This window comes from Paractinoplanes durhamensis, assembly GCF_016862175.1.
GTDB classification, from domain to species: Bacteria; Actinomycetota; Actinomycetes; order Mycobacteriales; family Micromonosporaceae; genus Actinoplanes; species Actinoplanes durhamensis.
The window spans coordinates 58,842-76,754 of record NZ_BOML01000002.1; the positions used below are offsets into that span (position 1 = coordinate 58,842).

Annotated in this window: 23 protein-coding genes; 5 read left to right on the forward strand and 18 right to left on the reverse strand. The window is 70.8% G+C overall.

Annotated features, from left to right (window positions below):
- Positions 1-53 precede the first annotated feature (53 nt).
- A complete protein-coding gene (locus Adu01nite_RS00395; RefSeq protein ID WP_030434033.1) occupies positions 54-350 on the reverse strand; it encodes a DUF4193 domain-containing protein in 297 nt (98 codons plus the stop codon).
- Positions 351-707: 357 nt separating this feature from the next.
- Here Adu01nite_RS00395 and Adu01nite_RS00400 point away from each other — a divergent pair, with 357 nt between their 5' ends.
- Entirely contained in the window at positions 708-1,256 is a 549-nt protein-coding gene (locus Adu01nite_RS00400; protein WP_203724159.1) for a LytR C-terminal domain-containing protein, read from the forward strand.
- Here Adu01nite_RS00400 and Adu01nite_RS00405 read toward each other — a convergent pair.
- On the reverse strand, positions 1,253-2,074 hold the full coding sequence (locus Adu01nite_RS00405) for an inositol monophosphatase family protein (RefSeq protein ID WP_239132008.1): 822 nt from the start codon (positions 2,072-2,074) through the stop codon (positions 1,253-1,255). The two genes, Adu01nite_RS00400 and Adu01nite_RS00405, sit on opposite strands and share 4 nt — an antisense overlap.
- A gap of 339 nt (positions 2,075-2,413) precedes the next feature.
- Here Adu01nite_RS00405 and Adu01nite_RS00410 point away from each other — a divergent pair, with 339 nt between their 5' ends.
- Both Adu01nite_RS00410 and Adu01nite_RS00415 read left to right on the forward strand, forming a co-directional pair.
- A complete protein-coding gene (locus Adu01nite_RS00410) occupies positions 2,414-3,979 on the forward strand; it encodes an RNA polymerase sigma factor (RefSeq protein ID WP_203724161.1) in 1,566 nt (521 codons plus the stop codon).
- A gap of 242 nt (positions 3,980-4,221) precedes the next feature.
- Positions 4,222-4,461 (forward strand): DUF7455 domain-containing protein, encoded by a 240-nt coding sequence (locus tag Adu01nite_RS00415; RefSeq protein WP_203724162.1) that lies wholly within the window; start codon positions 4,222-4,224, stop codon positions 4,459-4,461.
- A gap of 56 nt (positions 4,462-4,517) precedes the next feature.
- Here the strand turns inward: Adu01nite_RS00415 and Adu01nite_RS00420 are convergent, their stop codons facing one another.
- The 5 genes from Adu01nite_RS00420 to Adu01nite_RS00440 form a co-directional block, all read right to left on the reverse strand.
- A complete protein-coding gene (locus Adu01nite_RS00420) occupies positions 4,518-4,760 on the reverse strand; it encodes a helix-turn-helix transcriptional regulator (RefSeq protein ID WP_203724163.1) in 243 nt (80 codons plus the stop codon).
- Positions 4,760-5,017 (reverse strand): hypothetical protein, encoded by a 258-nt coding sequence (locus Adu01nite_RS00425; protein ID WP_203724164.1) that lies wholly within the window; start codon positions 5,015-5,017, stop codon positions 4,760-4,762. Before Adu01nite_RS00425 ends, Adu01nite_RS00420 begins: the two co-directional genes overlap by 1 nt.
- Positions 5,018-5,076: 59 nt before the next feature.
- On the reverse strand, positions 5,077-6,801 hold the full coding sequence (locus tag Adu01nite_RS00430) for a DEAD/DEAH box helicase (protein ID WP_203724165.1): 1,725 nt from the start codon (positions 6,799-6,801) through the stop codon (positions 5,077-5,079).
- 78 nt (positions 6,802-6,879) lie between these two features.
- On the reverse strand, positions 6,880-7,515 hold the full coding sequence (locus tag Adu01nite_RS00435) for a trimeric intracellular cation channel family protein (RefSeq protein WP_203724166.1): 636 nt from the start codon (positions 7,513-7,515) through the stop codon (positions 6,880-6,882).
- The gene (locus tag Adu01nite_RS00440) at positions 7,482-7,700 is read right to left on the reverse strand and encodes a DUF3039 domain-containing protein (protein ID WP_203724167.1); all 219 of its coding nucleotides are present in this window, start codon (positions 7,698-7,700) and stop codon (positions 7,482-7,484) included. The genes Adu01nite_RS00435 and Adu01nite_RS00440 overlap by 34 nt, the downstream gene beginning before the upstream one ends.
- Before the next feature lie 139 nt (positions 7,701-7,839).
- On the opposite strand from Adu01nite_RS00440, the gene Adu01nite_RS00445 reads away from it, so the two are divergent.
- Together Adu01nite_RS00445 and Adu01nite_RS00450 are read left to right on the forward strand one after the other, a co-directional pair.
- The gene (locus Adu01nite_RS00445; protein WP_203724168.1) at positions 7,840-8,781 is read left to right on the forward strand and encodes a pseudouridine-5'-phosphate glycosidase; all 942 of its coding nucleotides are present in this window, start codon (positions 7,840-7,842) and stop codon (positions 8,779-8,781) included.
- Positions 8,778-9,647: a carbohydrate kinase family protein gene (locus Adu01nite_RS00450; RefSeq protein ID WP_203724169.1), complete on the forward strand. Its 870-nt coding sequence runs from the start codon at positions 8,778-8,780 to the stop codon at positions 9,645-9,647. Before Adu01nite_RS00445 ends, Adu01nite_RS00450 begins: the two co-directional genes overlap by 4 nt.
- Here Adu01nite_RS00450 and Adu01nite_RS00455 read toward each other — a convergent pair.
- From Adu01nite_RS00455 to Adu01nite_RS00505, 11 genes are all read right to left on the reverse strand, one after another.
- Positions 9,644-10,021, reverse strand: a complete 378-nt coding sequence (locus Adu01nite_RS00455) for a DUF3099 domain-containing protein (RefSeq protein WP_203724170.1) — start codon at positions 10,019-10,021, stop codon at positions 9,644-9,646. The two genes, Adu01nite_RS00450 and Adu01nite_RS00455, sit on opposite strands and share 4 nt — an antisense overlap.
- Before the next feature lie 58 nt (positions 10,022-10,079).
- Positions 10,080-10,610, reverse strand: coding sequence for a GAF domain-containing protein (locus Adu01nite_RS00460; protein WP_239132009.1), 531 nt, complete (start codon positions 10,608-10,610; stop codon positions 10,080-10,082).
- Positions 10,607-10,879 carry a hypothetical protein gene (locus tag Adu01nite_RS00465; protein WP_203724171.1) on the reverse strand — a complete coding sequence of 91 codons (273 nt, stop codon included), beginning with the start codon at positions 10,877-10,879 and terminating at the stop codon, positions 10,607-10,609. The genes Adu01nite_RS00460 and Adu01nite_RS00465 overlap by 4 nt, the downstream gene beginning before the upstream one ends.
- 196 nt (positions 10,880-11,075) lie before the next feature.
- Positions 11,076-11,447, reverse strand: a complete 372-nt coding sequence (locus Adu01nite_RS00470) for a response regulator (protein WP_203724172.1) — start codon at positions 11,445-11,447, stop codon at positions 11,076-11,078.
- A complete protein-coding gene (locus Adu01nite_RS00475; protein WP_239132010.1) occupies positions 11,444-11,719 on the reverse strand; it encodes a hypothetical protein in 276 nt (91 codons plus the stop codon). Before Adu01nite_RS00475 ends, Adu01nite_RS00470 begins: the two co-directional genes overlap by 4 nt.
- Entirely contained in the window at positions 11,700-13,967 is a 2,268-nt protein-coding gene (locus Adu01nite_RS00480; RefSeq protein ID WP_203724173.1) for a chemotaxis protein CheA, read from the reverse strand. The genes Adu01nite_RS00475 and Adu01nite_RS00480 overlap by 20 nt, the downstream gene beginning before the upstream one ends.
- Complete coding sequence (locus Adu01nite_RS00485) at positions 13,964-14,356, reverse strand: response regulator (RefSeq protein ID WP_203724174.1); 393 nt, start codon at positions 14,354-14,356, stop codon at positions 13,964-13,966. The genes Adu01nite_RS00480 and Adu01nite_RS00485 overlap by 4 nt, the downstream gene beginning before the upstream one ends.
- On the reverse strand, positions 14,353-15,225 hold the full coding sequence (locus tag Adu01nite_RS00490; RefSeq protein ID WP_203724175.1) for a CheR family methyltransferase: 873 nt from the start codon (positions 15,223-15,225) through the stop codon (positions 14,353-14,355). Before Adu01nite_RS00490 ends, Adu01nite_RS00485 begins: the two co-directional genes overlap by 4 nt.
- Complete coding sequence (locus Adu01nite_RS00495; RefSeq protein WP_239132011.1) at positions 15,222-15,818, reverse strand: HEAT repeat domain-containing protein; 597 nt, start codon at positions 15,816-15,818, stop codon at positions 15,222-15,224. Before Adu01nite_RS00495 ends, Adu01nite_RS00490 begins: the two co-directional genes overlap by 4 nt.
- Positions 15,819-15,844: 26 nt before the next feature.
- Positions 15,845-16,897: a chemotaxis-specific protein-glutamate methyltransferase CheB gene (gene cheB, locus Adu01nite_RS00500; protein ID WP_203724176.1), complete on the reverse strand. Its 1,053-nt coding sequence runs from the start codon at positions 16,895-16,897 to the stop codon at positions 15,845-15,847.
- A gap of 11 nt (positions 16,898-16,908) precedes the next feature.
- Positions 16,909-17,913, reverse strand: a complete 1,005-nt coding sequence (locus Adu01nite_RS00505) for a chemotaxis protein CheW (RefSeq protein ID WP_203724177.1) — start codon at positions 17,911-17,913, stop codon at positions 16,909-16,911.

The window sequence follows — 17,913 nt, forward strand, 5'->3', positions numbered from 1 at the left end:
CCCGACCGCTCGTCCGCGGCCGGGTGTTTGGCGCGTCTGCGCGCGGGTCGCCGTCAGGCACACTCGCGGCAGATCAGCTCCCCGTTGCGCTCCGCGGCCAGCTGGCTGCGGTGATGCACCAGGAAGCAGCGGGCGCAGCGGAACTCGTCGGACTGCATGGGCAGCACCTTGACGGTCAGTTCCTCGTCGGCCAGATCGGCGCCGGGCAGCTCGAAGCTCTCCGCCACCTCGACCTCGTCGACGTCAACTGAGCCCGACTGCGAGTCAGCTCGACGGGCTTTCAGCTCCTCGAGGCTGTCCTCGCCGAGGTCGACCTCATCGCGACGCGGGGCGTCGTAGTCGGTGGCCATCGGTTTTCACTCTCCTGTATCGATGTGTCACTTGGCGTTAGTAACGCCTGTGACGAGGTTTCGGTTCCCGCATCCGCCGGACGATTTCTGACACTTGTGTTGACCTGACGAAACTGCCCCCGGGAGCGCGGAACCATACCGCCGTAGCGGCATGCTTGTACGCGTACTGGCGGCCCATTGTTCCCGATGTGACCGAGGCGACATCAAAGTAGGGGCACAACACTCTGGATCATCGTCGGCGCGCCGGAACGATTCCCTGTTTCCGCGTGCCTGGCGCACAGACGCTAACCTCTCGACAGGTCCCGCCTCTCACCCGGCCACACCCCAACCCCGGCCACACCCGATCTGGAGCCACCCATGAGCTTTGCCCGCGTCCGAGCGCTCGTCGTCGTTGGCGTGCTCGCCGTGGCCGCGGTGGTTTTCGTCATCACCGCCCTGGTCCGTGACACCCAGGGTGGCGCTGCGGCCGGTTCGGACTGCCCGGCGGGCGCTCCGCTCGCCGACGTGACCCTGCCGGACGATCCGGCCGAGGTCACCGTAAAGGTATACAACGGCACGAACACCGCCGGGCTGGCCGACAGCGTGACCAACGAGTTCAAGAACCGTCGCTTCACCGTCCAGAAGCCGGCCGAGAGCAAGACGAAGTTCAAGGGCGTCGCGCTCATCCGGTTCGGGCCGGACAGCGTCGGCCGGGCCCAGCTCCTCCGGGCCTACTTCCTGGCCCAGTCGAAGATGGAATACAACGCCAAGCGCAAGGGCACCCTCATCGACATCGTGGTCGGCAGCCAGTTCCGGCAGCTCGCGACGACCACCGAGGTCAACCAGTCGCTGGTCGAGGTCGGCGAGCCGACCCTGCCGCCGGGCTCCTGCCTGAAGCCGGCCAAGAAAAAGGACGAGGACTCCTAGGCCCCACCGGCCGCGTCCAGCTCCACCAGCAGATCGTGCAGGGGCGTAAACACCGCTGACGGCGCCGCTACGACCATGTCGAGGCCGGGTGGGGCCCCGGCCAGGCCGGCGACGATCGCGCCCGCCTCGGCCGCGATCAGGCCGCCGGCCGCATGGTCCCACGGGTTGAGGCCCTTCTCGAAGTACGCGTCGAGCAAACCCTCGCCGACCGCGCACAGATCCAGCGCCGCCGCGCCGAACCGGCGGATGTCACGCACCTGGGTGATCAGCTGGGCGAGCACCGCCCCCTGATGGGCGCGCCGCTTCGCGTCGTAGCCGAACCCGGTGCCGACCAGCGACTGGGCCAGCTCGGTGCGCTCGGAGCAGCGCAGCCGCCGACCGTCGCGCCAGGCGCCACCGCCCAGAGTGGCGGTCCACTCGTCGCCGGTCGCCGCGTTGATCACCACGCCGGCCCGCACCACCCCGTCCACCTCGGCCGCCAGCGAGACCGCGTACTGCGGAAGGCCGTAGAGATAGTTCACGGTTCCATCGATCGGGTCGAGGATCCACCGCACCGCGCCCGGCCCCGGCGCGGCCGCCTCCCCGTACTCCTCGCCGAGCACCGTGTCACCCGGGCGCGCCGAACGCAGGGAGTCGATCACTTGACGTTCCACCGCCCGATCCGCGGCGGTCACCACGTCGGTGGTGGTGCTCTTGGTCTGGACGTCGGTGATGGCCTCGGCGCGCATCCGGCGCGCGGTTTCGGCGGCCGCCCTGGCGATCGGCAACGCGATCGCCAGCAACGCATCAGGAGTTGATATCGCTCTTGTCTCGCTCACGTCTCTGCCCTTTCCGCCGATACCGGTGAGAGTTGCTCGCACGGCGGTGACCAACACGGACAACCTTCGCATATCCGCAACTTGAAGCGGGTCGCGAACCGGGCTCATCATCTCGCCGGGGGTTTCCGTCGAGGTCGGCGACCCCCTTGCGGCGTGCTGCGGCGGGAGGATCTCACTGGACGGCGCTACAATTCATCCCTGCCCACGACTACGCGAACATCAGCTGCTCCGATCGTCCGCGTTCCGGGGGTCCCCACACCAACACCGGCCAGCCTCTTCGCCGTGCGCTGTGCTGGGCTCATCGCCGTGCACAACCTCATCGCCTCCGGAAGGTCATTCGTGACAGAAGCCCACCAGAACGGTGCCGACGTTCGTTCTCTCACCGAGGCCCTGATCGCCCATGCGCAGGGCGCGGGCGGGCAGCTCACGTCGGCTGAGGTCGCTCGCACGCTCGAGTCCGCCGAGGTGAATCCGGCTCAGGCCAAGAAGATCCTGCGCGGGCTCGTCGATGCCGGCGTCACCGTTGTCGTCGACGGGTCGGTGAGCACTCGCCGGCCCAAGGTCGCCGCCGCTCGTGCCGCTACCCCGGCCTCGAAGGCCACCACTGCCAAGGCCGCTCCGGCAAAGGCGGCGCCGCCCAAGCAGGCCGCCGGCGTGCCCGCGGCCGACGCGGCCGGGTCGCCCGCCAAGGCTGCCCCGGTGAAGAAGTCGGCTCCGGCCAAGAAGGCCGCGGTCGCCAAGACCGCTGCCGGCCCCGTCAAGAAGGCCGTTCCCGGCAAGCCCGGCGAGGAGGGCCCGGAGGACGGCGAGATCGATCCCGAGGAACTCGCCGCCGAGATCGAGGATGTCGTCGTCGAGGAGCCGGCCGCGATGGTGGCGGCCGCCGCCACCGACGCGGCGAGTTCCGCGACCGACGGCGACTTCGAGTGGGACGACGAGGAGTCGGAGGCGCTCAAGCAGGCCCGGCGTGACGCCGAGCTGACCGCCTCGGCCGACTCGGTCCGCGCCTATCTCAAGCAGATCGGCAAGGTTCCGCTGCTCAACGCGGAGCAGGAGGTCGAGCTGGCCAAGCGCATCGAGGCCGGGCTCTACGCTGCCGAGCGGCTGCGCGCCTGTGACGAGGGCGAGGAGAAGCTCGAGCGGACGATGGAGCGCGATCTGCGCTGGATCGGCCGTGACGGCGAGCGGGCGAAGAACCACCTGCTCGAGGCCAACCTGCGACTGGTGGTGTCGCTCGCCAAGCGCTACACCGGCCGCGGCATGGCCTTCCTCGACCTGATCCAGGAAGGCAACCTGGGCCTGATCCGGGCGGTCGAGAAGTTCGACTACACCAAGGGCTACAAGTTCTCGACGTATGCGACCTGGTGGATCCGGCAGGCGATCACCCGGGCGATGGCCGACCAGGCCCGCACGATCCGCATACCGGTGCACATGGTCGAGGTCATCAACAAGCTCGGCCGCATACAGCGTGAGCTGCTCCAGGACCTGGGCCGCGAGCCCACGCCGGAAGAGCTTGCCAAGGAAATGGACATCACTCCGGAGAAGGTTCTGGAGATCCAGCAGTACGCCCGGGAGCCGATCTCGCTCGACCAGACGATCGGCGACGAGGGCGACAGCCAGCTGGGCGACTTCATCGAGGACTCCGAGGCGGTCGTCGCCGTCGACGCGGTTTCCTTCTCGCTCCTGCAGGATCAGCTGCAGCAGGTGCTGCAGACGCTCTCCGAGCGTGAGGCCGGCGTGGTCCGGCTGCGCTTCGGCCTGACCGACGGCCAGCCCCGCACGCTGGACGAGATCGGCCAGGTCTACGGGGTCACCCGGGAGAGGATCCGGCAGATCGAGTCGAAGACAATGTCGAAATTGCGACACCCGTCGCGGTCGCAGGTCCTCAGGGATTACCTGGACTAGGTCGTTCAGTCAACACAACGTGTCTGTTTGGTCACCACCTGTACATCGTCGGGTGGTGATCAGACCGTTGTGTAGAAGTGATCGTTGACGTGGCACCCTTGGATCACGGCACACTAGCCGGAACACGTGTGATCCCGGTCCCCCCGGGGAACCGTGGGAAGGCTGCAACGGTGCAGGGTGTTGCACGATGTGAGCAGTAGCCGAGGAACATGTTCATCGGTGACGAACAGAGGAGGAAGGCGATGACCCCGACCCTCACGCCGCCGGCGGGAAGTCTGGCCGGCACAGCAGCCGATGAACGGTGCGACCGCTGCAATGCAGCCGGAAAGCTCCGTTTGACCCTGGCTGGTGGAAGTGAGCTGGTGTTCTGCGGACACCACGCCAACCGATACGCCGAAGACCTGGTGAAGATCGCAGTGCAGTACACGGCGGATCCGGAGTTCACGTGGCGCGGCGCGGACATGATGTCTAACTCCAACTAGATCCCCCGAAGTAGACGTAGTGAGAGGGGCGCCCGGGTGTGGGGCGCCCCTCTTCTTCATGTCTCCGATCCCCAGAGGCTCTCGACGCTCACCCCGAGCACCCGGGCGATCCTGACGGCCAGGTAGACCGAGGGCGCGTAGTCGCCGGTCTCCATCGCGATGATGGTCTGCCTGCTCACCGCCACCGCGGCGGACAGTCCCGCCTGGGTCAGGCCGGCCTCCTTGCGCGCGGCCCGGATGCGGGTGCCCGCCGCCCCGTCGGTCTCCGCGGCCCGCACCGGGCCGGACGGAGGCGCCATCAGTCCTCGTCCCCGGCGAGCGCCTCGAGCCGGTTCCGGCGCCGGATCTTCAGGCTCGTGGCCCCGATCGAGAGCGCCGCGGGCTTGCCGAGCGGCCACACCATGACCGCCGCGGACCACGGGATGAGGATCGACTGCAGCGACGCGGCGGTCGCGATCCCCTCATACCACCGGAGGCGCTCCCGCTCGTCGCCGTACAGGTCGCCGTCGAGATCCAGGTTCCACCGCACCACGCGATCGAGCACGTTCGTCGTCATGCGTCCATCCTGACGTCAAGAACTCTTGACGTCAAGTGGACTTAACATGGCGGGTGGAATCAGAGGGTCTGGATGGTGGCGATCCGCTCCTCCAGCTGCTCGATCGTGGCCTGGGCACTGGGCGGCCCGCCGCAGAGCCGGCGCAACTCCGCGTGGATCTTGCCGTGCGGCAGGTTGGTGCGGTGGTGGTGAGCCGCGACGAGAGTGTTCAGCTGGCGCCGCAGGCTGTTCCGCCGCTCCCCCGCGGACATCGGCACCACCTCCGGCTTCCGGGGCTCCGGAACCGGCTCAGCGGCCTTCTGCCGCTTCTGCGCGGCCAACTGGTCCGCCTGCCGCTTGTTGAGCAGAACGTGCACCTGGTCGGGCGTGAGCAGGCCGGGCAGGCCGAGGTATTCCTCCTCCTCGGCGGTGCCGGTCAGCGCGCCGGTGCCGAACGAGGTGCCGTCGAAGATCACCTGATCCAGCTCGGCGCTGGCGGACAGGGCCTCGAACTGCTTCTCCAGCTCGCCGGCCGCGTCCTCCTCCTTCTGCGCGCGCTCCAGCAGGTCGTCGTCGAGCCCGTCCTTCTCCTTCGGCGCGCCGAGGATGTGGTCGCGCTGCGCCTCCATCTCGCTGGCCAGCCCGAGCAGGTGCGGCACGCTGGGCAGGAACACCGTGGCGGTCTCGCCCGGCCGCCGGGCCCGCACGAAACGCCCGATCGCCTGCGCGAAATAGAGCGGGGTGGAGGCGCTGGTGGCGTAGACGCCGACGGCCAGGCGCGGGATGTCGACGCCCTCGGACACCATCCGGACGGCCACCATCCAGCGGTCCTCGGAGAGCGCGAACGAGGCGATCCGGCCGGAGGCGCCCTCGTCGTCGGAGAGCACCACCACGGCCGACTGCCCGGTGATCTCGTGCAGGAGCTTCGCGTACGCCCGGGCGGTCTGCTGGTCGCTCGCGATGACCAGGCCGCCGGCGTCGGTGATGCCGTGCTCGCGCAGCCTGGACAGCCGGGCGTCGGCCGCCCGCAGCACCTGCGGCATCCAGCCGCCGCGGTGGTCGAGCGCGGTCCGCCAGGCCTGGGCGACCAGGTCCTTGGTCATCGGCTCGCCGAGCCGGGCGGCGAGCTCGTCACCGGCGTTGGTGCGCCAGCGGGTCTCCCCGGAGTACGCCATGAAGAGCACCGGCCGCACGACGCCGTCGCGCAGCGCGTCCGAGTAGCCGTAGACCGAGTCGGCCCGGGACCGCTGCAGGCCGTCCTCGCCGCGCTCGTAGGCGACGAACGGGATCGGGTTGTCGTCCGAGCGGAACGGGGTGCCGGTGAGCATCAGCCGGCGCTCGGCCTCGTCGAACGCGGACTTGACCCCGTCGCCCCAGGTCCGCGAGTCACCGGCGTGGTGGATCTCGTCCAGGATGACGAAGGTGGGCCGGGTCATCGTGCGCCGGCGGTGCACGGCCGGGGCCATCCCGACCTGGGCGTAGGTGAGCACGGCCCCGTGGAAGTCGCGGGACGAGTGCACGTCGGAGTTGCGGAACATCGGGTCGAGCTGGATGCCGACCCGGGCCGCGGCGTTCGCCCACTGCGTCTTCAGGTGCTCGGTCGGGCAGACCACGGTGACCGCCTCGACGGTGCCGTGGGCGAGCAGCTCGGCCGCGATCCGCAGGGCGAACGTGGTCTTGCCGGCCCCGGGCGTCGCCACGGCCATGAAGTCCTCGCTGCGCCGGCGGAGGTACTCCACCAGGGCCTTGCGCTGCCAGGCACGCAGCGGCGGGAAGGTCTCCAGATCCGGTAAAGGCGGGCTCACGCGCGAAGATCCCCTATCTTCTCCGGAACGAAAACGCCTCCGCGGGCGGAGGCGGCGACCAGCATATCCACACGGCGATCAGGGCACCGCGATCGGCGCGGACCACCGCCGGAGCAGCGCGACGAGCCGCAGACCGGTCATGAGCACGGCCGCGGCCGTCATCGGCAACGGTCCGGCCAGGCCGAGCTCTCGCAGGATGGTGACAAGAATCGCTCCGCCGAGGGCGACGATCGCGTAGATGTCACGCTGCAGCACCACCGGGATCTCCCCGGTCAGCAGATCGCGGGCGAGGCCGCCGCCGATCGCGGTGAGCATGCCGATCAGGCACGCGCCGACCGGCGGCACGCCGACGTCCAGCGCCTTGAGCGTGCCGGTGACGGTGAACAGGCCGAGTCCGGCCGCGTCCAGCACCAGCACCGTCCGGCGGAGCCGGGCGAGCTGTGGATGCAGCCAGAAGACGGCGAGCGCGGCCAGGATGGCGGTCACCGCATACCGCCAGTCGGCGAACGCCAGCGGCGGCACCGCCCCGATCACCAGGTCGCGCAGGATGCCCCCGCCCAGCGCGGCCACGAAACCGACGAAGGCCACGCCGAACAGGTCGAGCCGCTTGGCGATCGCGGCCGACGCGCCCGAGGCGGCGAAGACCGCGACGCCGACCAGGTCGCCTACCAGTAGAAAGCTCAGTGCTTCATCGCCTCGTAGATCTCTTTGCACTGCGGGCAGACCGGGGCGCCTTTCTTGGGCGTCCTGGTCACCGGGAACTTCTCACCGCAGAGGGCCACCACGAAGGTGCCCATGACCGCGCTCTCGGCGATCTTCTCTTTCTTGACGTAATGGAACATCTCCGACCCGGTGTCGGCGTCCTTGGTCTCCGGCCGCTCCAGGATCTGCGTGGTCACGACATCAGCCCTTCAGAAGGAAAACCGCCGGCGCCCCCAGCGCGGCGGACGGAATGCAAGCTCCAGCCAGCAAGTCTGACACCTCACGCCGAGACGGTCCAACGTCGGCGAGCCCCGCGGGCGTCGTACCGTAGCTGGCGTGACTGACTTCGCGATTCGATACGGCGAGCACGTGACCCGTGCCCGCCGGGACGGCCGGCCGGTGGTCGCGCTGGAGAGCACGATCATCTCCCACGGTCTCCCCCACCCGGACAACCTGCGGGTGGCACGGGAGATCGAGCAGACCGTCCGGGACAACGGCGCCGTGCCCGCCACCATCGGCATGATCGGCGGCGAGCTGATCGCCGGCCTCGACGACGCCCAGATCGAGCACCTGGCGCTGGCCGAGGGGGTGGCCAAGCTCAGCGTCCGCGACCTGGCGGTCGCCGCGGCCAAGCGGGCCGACGGCGCCACCACGGTCGCCGCCACCAGCGCGGTCGCCGCGGCCGCCGAGATCGGCGTGTTCGCCACCGGCGGCCTGGGCGGCGTGCACCGGGAGGCGAGCGTCACCTTCGACGAGTCGGCCGACCTGGTCACCCTGGCCCGGACGCCGATCGTGGTGGTCTGCGCCGGGGTGAAGTCGATCCTCGACGTGGGCGCCACCCTGGAGCGCCTGGAGACCCTCGGGGTGGCGGTGGCCGGTTACCGCACGAAGCGCTTCCCGGGCTTCTTCATCACCGACGGCGGCTTCGACATCGACTGGGAGCTGGACTCCCCCGAGCAGGTCGCCGACGTGATGCGGGCCCGCACCGACCAGGGGGTCGGGGCCGGCGCGATGATCCTGGCCAACCCGCTTCCGGTCGACGAGCAGCTCGACCGCGCGCTGCACGACCGCACCCTGGCCGAGGGCCTGGAGCTGCTGGCCAAGGAGCACATCACCGGCAAGGCGGTCACCCCGTTCCTGCTGTCGCACTTCCACTCCAGCACCGAGGGGCAGAGCCTCGCGGTCAACGTGCGGATCATCCTGCGTAACGCGGCGCTGGCCGCGCAGATCGCGGCGGCGCACACCCCGGCTCCGGTGGCGCTGGGCTTCTCCGCGTGATCGTTGTCGGCGACCTGGTCACCGACGTTCTGGTGGAGCACGCCGGCCCGATCCAGATCGGGTCGGACACCAACGCCTCGATCACCGTGCGCGGGGGTGGCCAGGCCGCGAACACGGCGGCCTGGCTGGCCCGGGCCGGTCAGGCGGTCACCCTGGTGGCCGCGGTCGGGGACGATCCGGCCGGCCGGGACCGGGTGGCCGAGCTGACGGCGGCCGGGGTGCGCTGTGCGGTGCGCGCGCATCGCGGTGCGCCGACCGGCAGCGTCGTGGTGCTGGCCGGGCCGGCCGAACGCACGATGATCACCGATCGGGGTGCGTCGCTGCTTCTCGATCCGGCCGACGTGGTCGCCGCGATCGCCGCGTCGGACGCCCGCCACCTGCATCTTTCCGGCTATCCGCTGCTGCACGACGGGTCCCGGGCGGCCGGTCTGGCGGCCCTGGCGGCCGCCGCCGAGCGGGGTCTCACGACGAGCGTCGACGCGGCCTCGGCGGCACCGTTGCGGTCGGTGGGGGCGCCGGCTTTCCTGGCTTGGGTACGCGGTGCCGACCTGCTGCTGTGCAACGCGGACGAGGCCGACGTGCTGGCCGGTCCGGGTGACCCCGCCGAGCAGGCCGTCCGACTGACCGCGGGGGTGGCTCAGGTGGTGGTCAAGCAGGGTGCGGCCGGTGCCTGCTGGGCCGGGAACGGTCAGGTTTTCCGGGGGCGCTCCCCACGCGTACCCGTAAAGGACCCCACCGGAGCGGGCGATGCCTTCGCGGCCGGACTCCTCGCCCGCTGGTGTTCCGGCGGCACGCCGGAGGCCGCCCTCGCGGCCGGCGCCGCACTCGGCGCCGAAGCGGTGAGCCGGATCGGCGCCCGCCCCTAACGCTGCTGCTGCTCGCGCTCGGCCCAGTGCTCGCCGTCGATCGTCAAATACTCGATCTCCTCGGCGGGCTGCTCGGCCAGCGCGGCCTGGTGGCGCTCCCGCTCGGCGGCGGCCGACGCGGCCCGCTCGGCCTTGGACTTCGCCGGACGGTCGTTCGCGATGAGGACGGCCGCCCAGGGCAGGAAGACCATGCCGGCGGCACAGAGGATGAGCCAGAACCCCAGCCATGGCGGACGAGCGCTGATCAGGACCGCGCCGGCGATCAGGCAGGCGGCTCGCACGCTCATCATCGTGACGTAGCGGATCTGCCGGCTACGGAACTGTTCGTCCGGACTGCGGGCGGCATCGGTGATCAGGACCGGCTGTTTCTTCACGGTGAGGCACTCCGATCGACCCCCTCATCCTTGCACCGTTCGCACACTCGTGCGCGAATCAGGGTCGGTCGGCCCTTTCCTCCAAGCGCTCGACCACCTCGTCGGCGGTCGCCTGGAGGAAGGCCAGCTCGCCGGGGCTGAACGCGCGGGGCCGGACGTCCAGCCCGCACAGGCCGCCGAGGACGTGACCCGACTGCGACACCAGCGGCGCTCCGGCGTAGGACCGCAGGCCCGCGACGGTGACCAGCGGATTGTCGTGGAACAGCGGATCGGCCTCCAGGTCCTCGATCGTGCGGGCCACCCGCTCGGTGACCAGCGGCTGGCAGAACGCCCACTCCAGCGGCGTACCCCCGGCCTGCTGGATGAACTCCGGCACCGGACCGCGCCCGGCCAGGATCACCTGGGCGTCGTTGAGCAGGGCGTCGACCACGACGTACGGGGTGTCCAGCCGGTGCGCCACCCGATCCACCAGGTCGCGCAGGAACGGGCGCTCGGCCTCCCGGTCGAGTCCGAGCCGGGCGATGTCGACCAACCGGTTCACCGTGCGGATGGCCGGGTGGTAGTCGCTCAGGGCCGAACCGGTCGTCACGAAGTCACCGTCCGGCTCAACGCCTCGTACGTGATCACTCGGACCTTGGTCGAGCGTCCGGCGACCCGGAGAAGATCGCCCACGGTCATCAGGTGCTCGGCGACCCGGCGCAGATCGGCCGGGTCGCTGAGCGGGCGGCGCAGGTTGAGCTCGCGCGCGGCAAGATCCCAGATGCCCTCGGCGAGCGGGTGCCCGAGCAGATCGGCCAGCGCCGACACCGCCTCGCCCTCGGTGGGACAGTCCTGCCCGTACTCGTTGCCCGGTGCCATGCCGATCTCCCCCGTCAGAACAGTTCGATCATCGGGTCGTCGCGTGCGTCGTCCGCTGCCGGCCCATGACATGGCGGGCCCGCAGCTCCTCGACACTTCTCATCCTCTCCCGCAGGCCGTCGGCCGGGAGGGCACCTTCGCCGTAAGCCACCAGATCTTCCGACTGCCAGGCCCGCGTCAATGGCGTTACCTCCGGTCAGGCACCGGGGAGGACCTGCTTGATCACTCCGAGGAGCTGGTCGGGGGCGACCGGCTTGACCAGCCAGCCGGTGACGCCCGCGGTCTTGGCCTCGGCCCGCTTGGCCTGGTCCGACTCGGTGGTCAGCATGAGCATCGGGGTGAAGCGCAGGCCGGGATCCTTACGGGCCTCGCGGACGAAGGTGATCCCGTCCATCTGCGGCATGTTCACGTCGGTGATGATCAGGTCGGGTTTGATGCCCTTACCGAGCTTGTCGAGCGCGTCCTTGCCATGGTTCGCGGTCTCCACCGCGTACCCGGCCTTGGTCAGGATGGGCTTCAGGCTCATCAGCATGGTGGTGGAGTCGTCGATGAGCAGGACGGTGGTCATGACGGATCGCTTTCTTGTCGAATCGGCGCGCCGGAGCTCCCTTCGAGCAGCGGCAGCACCAGCCCGGCCAGGAACGAGTCGGCGGGTGCCGCACTGATCTTCGGCCGGAAACGCATCATTGCCTGAAATGCGCCGGTATGCAGGTGGTTGCACTTTCGCAGGTTGACCCGGGGCTTCGCGGTCCCCCGCAACCAGGCGGCGAAGGGTTCCACCTCGTCGACGGTCACCACCCCGGTCAGGGTCGCGCTGGTGTCACCCAACTCGAGCGGCAAGGCCCAGCACCTCCTTCAGGTTCAGCACCAGCAGCACCAGCCCGTCGCCGAGCAGCGCGGTGCCGGAGAACTCGTCGGCGTAGGCGAGCAGGCCCTCCATCGGCTTGAGGAGCACGTCGACCTCCCGGTGGAACTGCTCGACCAGCAGTCCGACCCGCTGCCCGGCCACGCCGGCGATGACGATCGCCCGATCGGCCGCGGCGTCCGGCCGGCACGGCATCTCCAGGACACGGGCCAGATCTACCACCGGGATCACCTCGCCGCGCAGCACCACCACGTCCTGGTGCAGCACCCGGCCGATCTCGCCGGCCGGCACCCGGACCGACTCCGCCACCAGGTCGACCGGGATGCCGAAGCGCTGCCCGCCCACGCTGACCACCATCACCTGGGTCACCGCCATCGACAGCGGCAGCCGCAGCCGGATCGAGGTGCCGCCACCCGGCTCGGAGCGCAGGGTGACGGTGCCGCCGAGCTTTTCCACACCGGCCCGGACGGCGTCCATCCCGACACCGCGACCGGACAGGTCGGAGATCTCCTCGGCGGTCGAGAAACCCGGCCGGAAGATCAGGTCGAGCGCGTCGGCGTCGCTCAGGCTCCGGGATTCCACCGCGCCGATCAGACCTTTGTCGTACGCCGTCCGCCGCACCCTCGCCGGGTCGACGCCGCGCCCGTCGTCGGCGAAGTCCACCAGCACCGCGTCACCGTCGGCGATCGCGTCCAGGGTGATCCGGGCGGTGGCCGGCTTCCCGGCCGCCCGCCGCTCGCCGGGCGGCTCCACGCCGTGGTCGAGGCTGTTGCGCACCAGGTGCATCAGCGGGTCGGCGAGCGCCTCGATGACGTCCTTGTCGGCCATCGTGTCGTCGCCGGTGACGACCAGCTCGACGTCCTTGCCGAGCCGCCGGCCCAGATCGCGGATCATGCGCGGAAGCCGGGCGAACGCCACCGACAGCGGAAGCATCCGGATGTCCATGACCGCGGCCCGCAGGTCCTCGGCGATCCGGTGCAGGCCGGCGTGCTGGTCCCTGATCCGCTGGGCGAGGTCCCGGCTGCCGAACTCCTCCTCGGCCGCCCGAGCCAGGAACGGGAGGCTGTTCTTGGCCACGTTGAGCTCGCCGGCCAGCTCCATCAGGTGATCGACCTTCGCCTGATCGACCTTGAGAATGCGGCTGCCGACCTGCCCGCCGTCGTCGACCGAGCCCGGCCCCTCCGGCTCTTCCGGCGGCGGGGTGTCGCCGAGGAGCCGGGTGACGGTCGCGGTGAGGGTGACCACGTCGGGCTCGCGGATCTCGACCGGGTCGCCGAGGACGTGGGCCGCGTTGGTGATCGCGTTCGCGACCGAGATCAGGTGCGCGCTGCCGGTCGGGTTGGTGGTGAGGGCGTGCAGGGCGGCGGCGAGCACCGCTCGCGCCTCGGTGACCAGGTCCGGGTCGTCCCCGGAGGCCGGGGCGGCAACCTTGAGGGCTTCGCCGGTCTCGCCCGACAGGTAGCGCTGGATCGCGTCGCCGTCGAGGTCGGCCACCTCGATCTGGTCGCCCACGTAACGGAACAGGTAGCCGATCTCGCCGGCCCCGGCCCGGGCGGCGAAGACGAAGCCGATCAGGCAGGCGTATTCGTCGTGGTCCGCCGGCCATTCGATCGGCTCGATCACGTCCAGGTGCGCGAGGGCCGGAACCTGCCGGATCAGGTGCAGCGGGTCCTCGCCACGGAAGAAGCAGCCGGAATCAGGTACGTACCGGACAAAACGCATTTGCGAAGAGGTCGTGCGCAGCCAGGCGGCGGTGGCGGCCAGCCACTCCTCGTCGACGTAGGCGAGCCAGGCCGGAACCCTGCCCGGCTCGACCGTCGTCGGCTCGGGCGCGGCCTCGCCGCCGATCGGCGTCCGGAGCCGGGTGATCAGGACGGCCGCGTCCGCCGCCGCGGACGGTGGCAGGGACTCGCTGCCGGTGACGTGCGCGAGCCAGCCGCGGATCAGGTCGAACGCGGCCAGCACGTCGTCGGTCATCCCCGAGTCCAGCGGCAGTTCGCCGGCGCGCACCGCGTCGAGCAGGTCCTCCGCCGCGTGCGTGAGCCGGGTCAGCTCCGGGAAGTCGAACAGCCCGGAGGACCCCTTCAGGGTGTGCGCCGCCCGGAACACGTCGTTGATCAGTTCCGGATCACCGGGCGTACGTTCCAGCTCCAGCAGGCCCTCGTCGATCTGGGTGAGCAGGTCGGCCGCCTCGGCCAGGAACTGGGCGAGCAACGCGTTCACCGGGCCGCCACCCGATCCGCCGTCAGCAGCCTCGCGATCCGCACCAGGCGCTCGGGTGGCACCGGCTTGACCAGGTAGAGGTTGGCGCCGGCCGCGTAGGCCCGGTCGGCGTCCCCGGGCCGGTCCTCGGTGCTGATCATGACGACCGGCGCGGGGGTGCCGACCGTGTCCGAGCGCAGTGTCTCGACAAACGTGTAGCCGTTCATCTTCGGCATGTTCACGTCCACCACGAACAGGTCGAACGGCGTGGTCAGCGCCGTCTCGACGGCTTCCAGGCCGTTCGCCGCCTGCACCACCCGGAAGCCGGCCTCGGTCAGCAGGGTGCTGTGGTAGGCCCGCACTGTGGCGGCGTCGTCCACGACGAGCACCTTCGGCTGCGTCTCGGTCATCGCTTCGCTCCGGTCGGTCGTTGATAGACGATGCCCTCCGGCAGGCGGGTCGGGGTGAAGATCGGCGAAATCCGGCTCATCGACTCGGAATGCCCGAGGAAGAGGTACGCGCCGGGCCGCATCGCGCCGTACAGGTTCTCGGCGGCCCGGCGGCTGGACAGGTCGTCGAAATAGATCAGCACATTCCGGCAGAACACCACGTCGAAGTCGCGGAAGGACCGCATGGCCGCGGTGTCGCAGACGTTCACCTGCCGCAGCGTGAGCGCCTCCCGGATGCCGTCGTCGATCTGGTACCGCCCGGCCCCCACCGGGCTGAAATGCCGGGCCAGCCACGGCGCCGGCACCCGCTGCAGCGACCGCTCGCCGTAACTGGCATGCCGGGCCCGCTCCAGCACCTCGCCGTCGATGTCCGCGCCGTGAATCTCCACATCCACGGTGTCGATGTGCGGCCATTCCTCCAGCAGGCGCAGCGCGATCGAGTACGGCTCCTCGCCGCTCGCACAGGGCAGCGAGAGGATCTTGACCGGCCCGGCGATCCGGTCCGGGCCGCCGCGCGCCGCCAGGACCCGGGGCAGCACCGAGTTCAGCAGCGCGTCGAACTGGTAGTCCTCGCGCAGGAAGTACGTCTCGTTGACGGTGAGCTGGCTGATCAGCTCCGGCAGCAGCCCCGGCCGGTCCCCCGTCCGCAGCGCACCGAACCAGGCCGCGAACGTGTCGAAGCCGGCCGCGCGTACGCAATGCTCGATCCGTTTGTCGACGAAGTACCGCTTCGAATCGGCGAACTGGATGCCGGTGCGCCGGTAGAAGTACTCGCGGATCTTCTCGAACTCGGCCTTGGCCAGGCCGGTACCGGTGGCGGCCGAGGTCATCGCAGCGCCGCCTCGACGGTGAACCGCAGGAACGGGTCGTCCGGGAAGCGGCGCACGGCCCGCTGCAGCAGCTCGGCGTGCTCCGGGCCGAGCGACGGGAGCAGCGCGTCGATGGCCGACGCCACCACGTTCGGGTGCGGATCGTCCTTGATCATCACGGCCAGCCAGGTGAGGGCCTCCGGGTGCGGCAGATCGGCGAGCACCCGCGCGCACAGCATCCGTACGTCGTGGTCGGGGTCCTCGAGAAGCCGCGGAACCAGGGCCGGCACCGAGACCGGCATGGCCGCGAGGGCCTCCGCCGCCGCCGTTCGCAACCCGGCGTCCTCGCTGGCCAGATGCACCGCCAGCCCGGCCGCGACCCGGTCGGTGTCATGCCCGGCGAGGGTGGTGAGCATGGCGTCCCGCACGGCCGGCTGCTCCTCGGCCCCGACCCGGTCGAGCAACGGCTCCACCGCGCCGGCCACCCCCTCCAGGCCGAGCGCCGCCACCCGCCGCGCCTCCGGGTCGGCATCGTCGAGCTGCCGGATCAGGTCGTCGGCCGACACGGCCGGCGGTTCCGGCATCGGTTCCGCACTGCGGCGGACGAGTCCCACGGTTTCCCCTTCCCCTCAGTACTCGCTCAACGGACCCAGTCGGCCAGTCGGGAGGCGATCGCGTACGACGGCAGCACCACGCTCGCGCCACCCCGCCGGGCCAGCGCCCCCGGCATCCCCCAGATCGCCGCGGTCTCCTCGGACTCGGCGATGGTGCGGCCACCCGCCCGGTGCACGGCGGTCATCTCGGCGGCGCCGTCGTCGCCCATCCCGGTCAGCAGCGCGCAGACCAGCCGGGCCGGGTCGCAGTGCCGGCGGGCCGTCGCGACCAGCCGGGACACGCTCGGGTGCCAGCTGTAGTCGGCGCCGGACGGCACGGTCTTCACGATCAGGCCGTCGGTACGCCGGGCCACCACCACGTCGGCGCTGCCCCGGCCCAGGTAGATGTGTCCCCGCCGGACCGCCATGCTCCGGTTGACCTCGTGCACCCGCAGCGCACAGAGCTCGTCGAGCCGGCGGGCCAGCGGGCCGGTGAACGCTGCCGGGATGTGCTGGGCCACCACGACCGGCGCGCCGAGCGACGCCGGGAGCTGCGGCAACAGCTCGCTGAGCAGTCGCGGGCCACCGGTCGAACAACCGATCAGGAGCAGATCCACCCCACCCGGGGGCGCGGTGCCGCGAATCGGCGACGGCATTTTCGGCGTACGCCCCGAAGCCGTCCGCCGCAGGTGCGCGCAAGAGGCCGCACGGACCTTGGTGACCAGCTCGCCGGCCACCTCCTCGAGGTTCGCCGAGGCCGTCCCGCCCGGCTTGACCACGTAGTCGACCGCCCCCAGTTCCAGAGCCTCCACGGTGACCTGCGTGTACCGCTCGGCCAGCGACGACACCACGACCACCGGGGTGGGCTGCCGCGCCATGATCTCGGCCAGACAGGACAGGCCGTCCATCACCGGCATGGTCAGGTCCAGCGTGATCACGTCGGGCCGCAGTCGACCCAGTTGGTCGAGCGCGTCCGCCCCGTTGCGCGCGGTGTGCACCTCGAACTCGCCGTTCCAGGCCGGGCCCGGCCCGGTCAGGATCGTCCGCAGCGCGCGGCGCATCAGCGCCGAGTCGTCGACGACCAGAACCGAGGTGGTCACTGTCGCTCGCCTCAGATGCTCGCAAGAGCCTCGTCCAGGGCCCTGGTCTCCGGCACGGCCAGCAACTGGTCCAGCTCCACCAGCAGCAGCAGGCGCTGCTGGGCCGCCAGGTTGGCCACCCGCGACACCATCCGGGCCTGGCCGGCCGTCAACTCCGGGGCCGGCTCCAGCAGGTGCCGGCCGACCCGGGCGACTTCGGCCACCGCGTCCACCACGAAACCGGTGCGCACGCTGCCGCGGGTCAGCACCACGATGCGCCGGCGGTCGTCCGAGGCGGTGCGCGGGAGGCCGAGCCGGGTCCGCAGGTCGACCACCGGCAGCACCGTTCCGCGCAGGTTGACCAGGCCCTCGACGAAATCGCTGGTCCGCGGCACCCGGATCAGGACGTCCGGCACCCGGATGATCTCCTGCACGGCGTCGACGTCGACCGCGTACTCCGCACCGGCCAGCCGGAACACGACGAACATCTCCTCGTCGTCCGGGTTCTCGGTCGTCCGCGCCGGTTCCCCCGCGCTCGGCTGCTCCGCGCCCGGCTCCTCGCCGCCCGGCTGGCCGGCGACCTGGGCGAACATCCGGTCCACGCTGAGCACCGACACCAGGCGATCGCCGTCGTCGAGCCGGCACACCGCATCGATCTCGCCGGGCCGGCCGTCACCCGCCGGCAACGGCGGCGGCGGGGCGACCAGCCGGCGCGGGACCCGCAGCACCTCGCGCACGGTGTCCATCACGACGCCGACGGCTCCGCGGCCGGGGAGCGAGACGACCACGATCCGGTTCGGTGGCCGCGGGCCGGCGACGGGCAGGCCGACCATGCGGCGCATGCTCACCACCGGCAGCAGGCGGCCACGCAGGTCGATCATGCCGAGAAGCCGGTCGTCCGCGCTCGGCACGTGCCGGACCGACTCCGGGGCCTGGACGATCTCCTGCACCCGGTCGATCGGGAAGGCGTACTCCTGACCGCCGACCGCGAAGCTGACCAGCTCGAGCGTGTCGCTCTCGTCCTCGTCGACGACCAT

Excerpts from the sequence above, each read along its gene's own strand:
- Adu01nite_RS00465 (WP_203724171.1), bottom strand. The coding sequence starts at position 10,879 with ATGGCACCGGGCAACGAGTACGGGCAGGACTGTCCCACCGAGGGCGAG.
- Adu01nite_RS00470 (WP_203724172.1), bottom strand. The coding sequence starts at position 11,447 with ATGACCACCGTCCTGCTCATCGACGACTCCACCACCATGCTGATGAGC.
- Adu01nite_RS00485 (WP_203724174.1), bottom strand. The coding sequence starts at position 14,356 with ATGACCGAGACGCAGCCGAAGGTGCTCGTCGTGGACGACGCCGCCACA.
- Adu01nite_RS00420 (WP_203724163.1), bottom strand. The coding sequence starts at position 4,760 with ATGGCGCCTCCGTCCGGCCCGGTGCGGGCCGCGGAGACCGACGGGGCG.
- Adu01nite_RS00425 (WP_203724164.1), bottom strand. The coding sequence starts at position 5,017 with ATGACGACGAACGTGCTCGATCGCGTGGTGCGGTGGAACCTGGATCTC.
- Adu01nite_RS00400 (WP_203724159.1), top strand. The coding sequence starts at position 708 with ATGAGCTTTGCCCGCGTCCGAGCGCTCGTCGTCGTTGGCGTGCTCGCC.
- Adu01nite_RS00415 (WP_203724162.1), top strand. The coding sequence starts at position 4,222 with ATGACCCCGACCCTCACGCCGCCGGCGGGAAGTCTGGCCGGCACAGCA.
- Adu01nite_RS00505 (WP_203724177.1), bottom strand. The coding sequence starts at position 17,913 with ATGGTCGTCGACGAGGACGAGAGCGACACGCTCGAGCTGGTCAGCTTC.
- Adu01nite_RS00395 (WP_030434033.1), bottom strand. The coding sequence starts at position 350 with ATGGCCACCGACTACGACGCCCCGCGTCGCGATGAGGTCGACCTCGGC.
- Adu01nite_RS00490 (WP_203724175.1), bottom strand. The coding sequence starts at position 15,225 with ATGACCTCGGCCGCCACCGGTACCGGCCTGGCCAAGGCCGAGTTCGAG.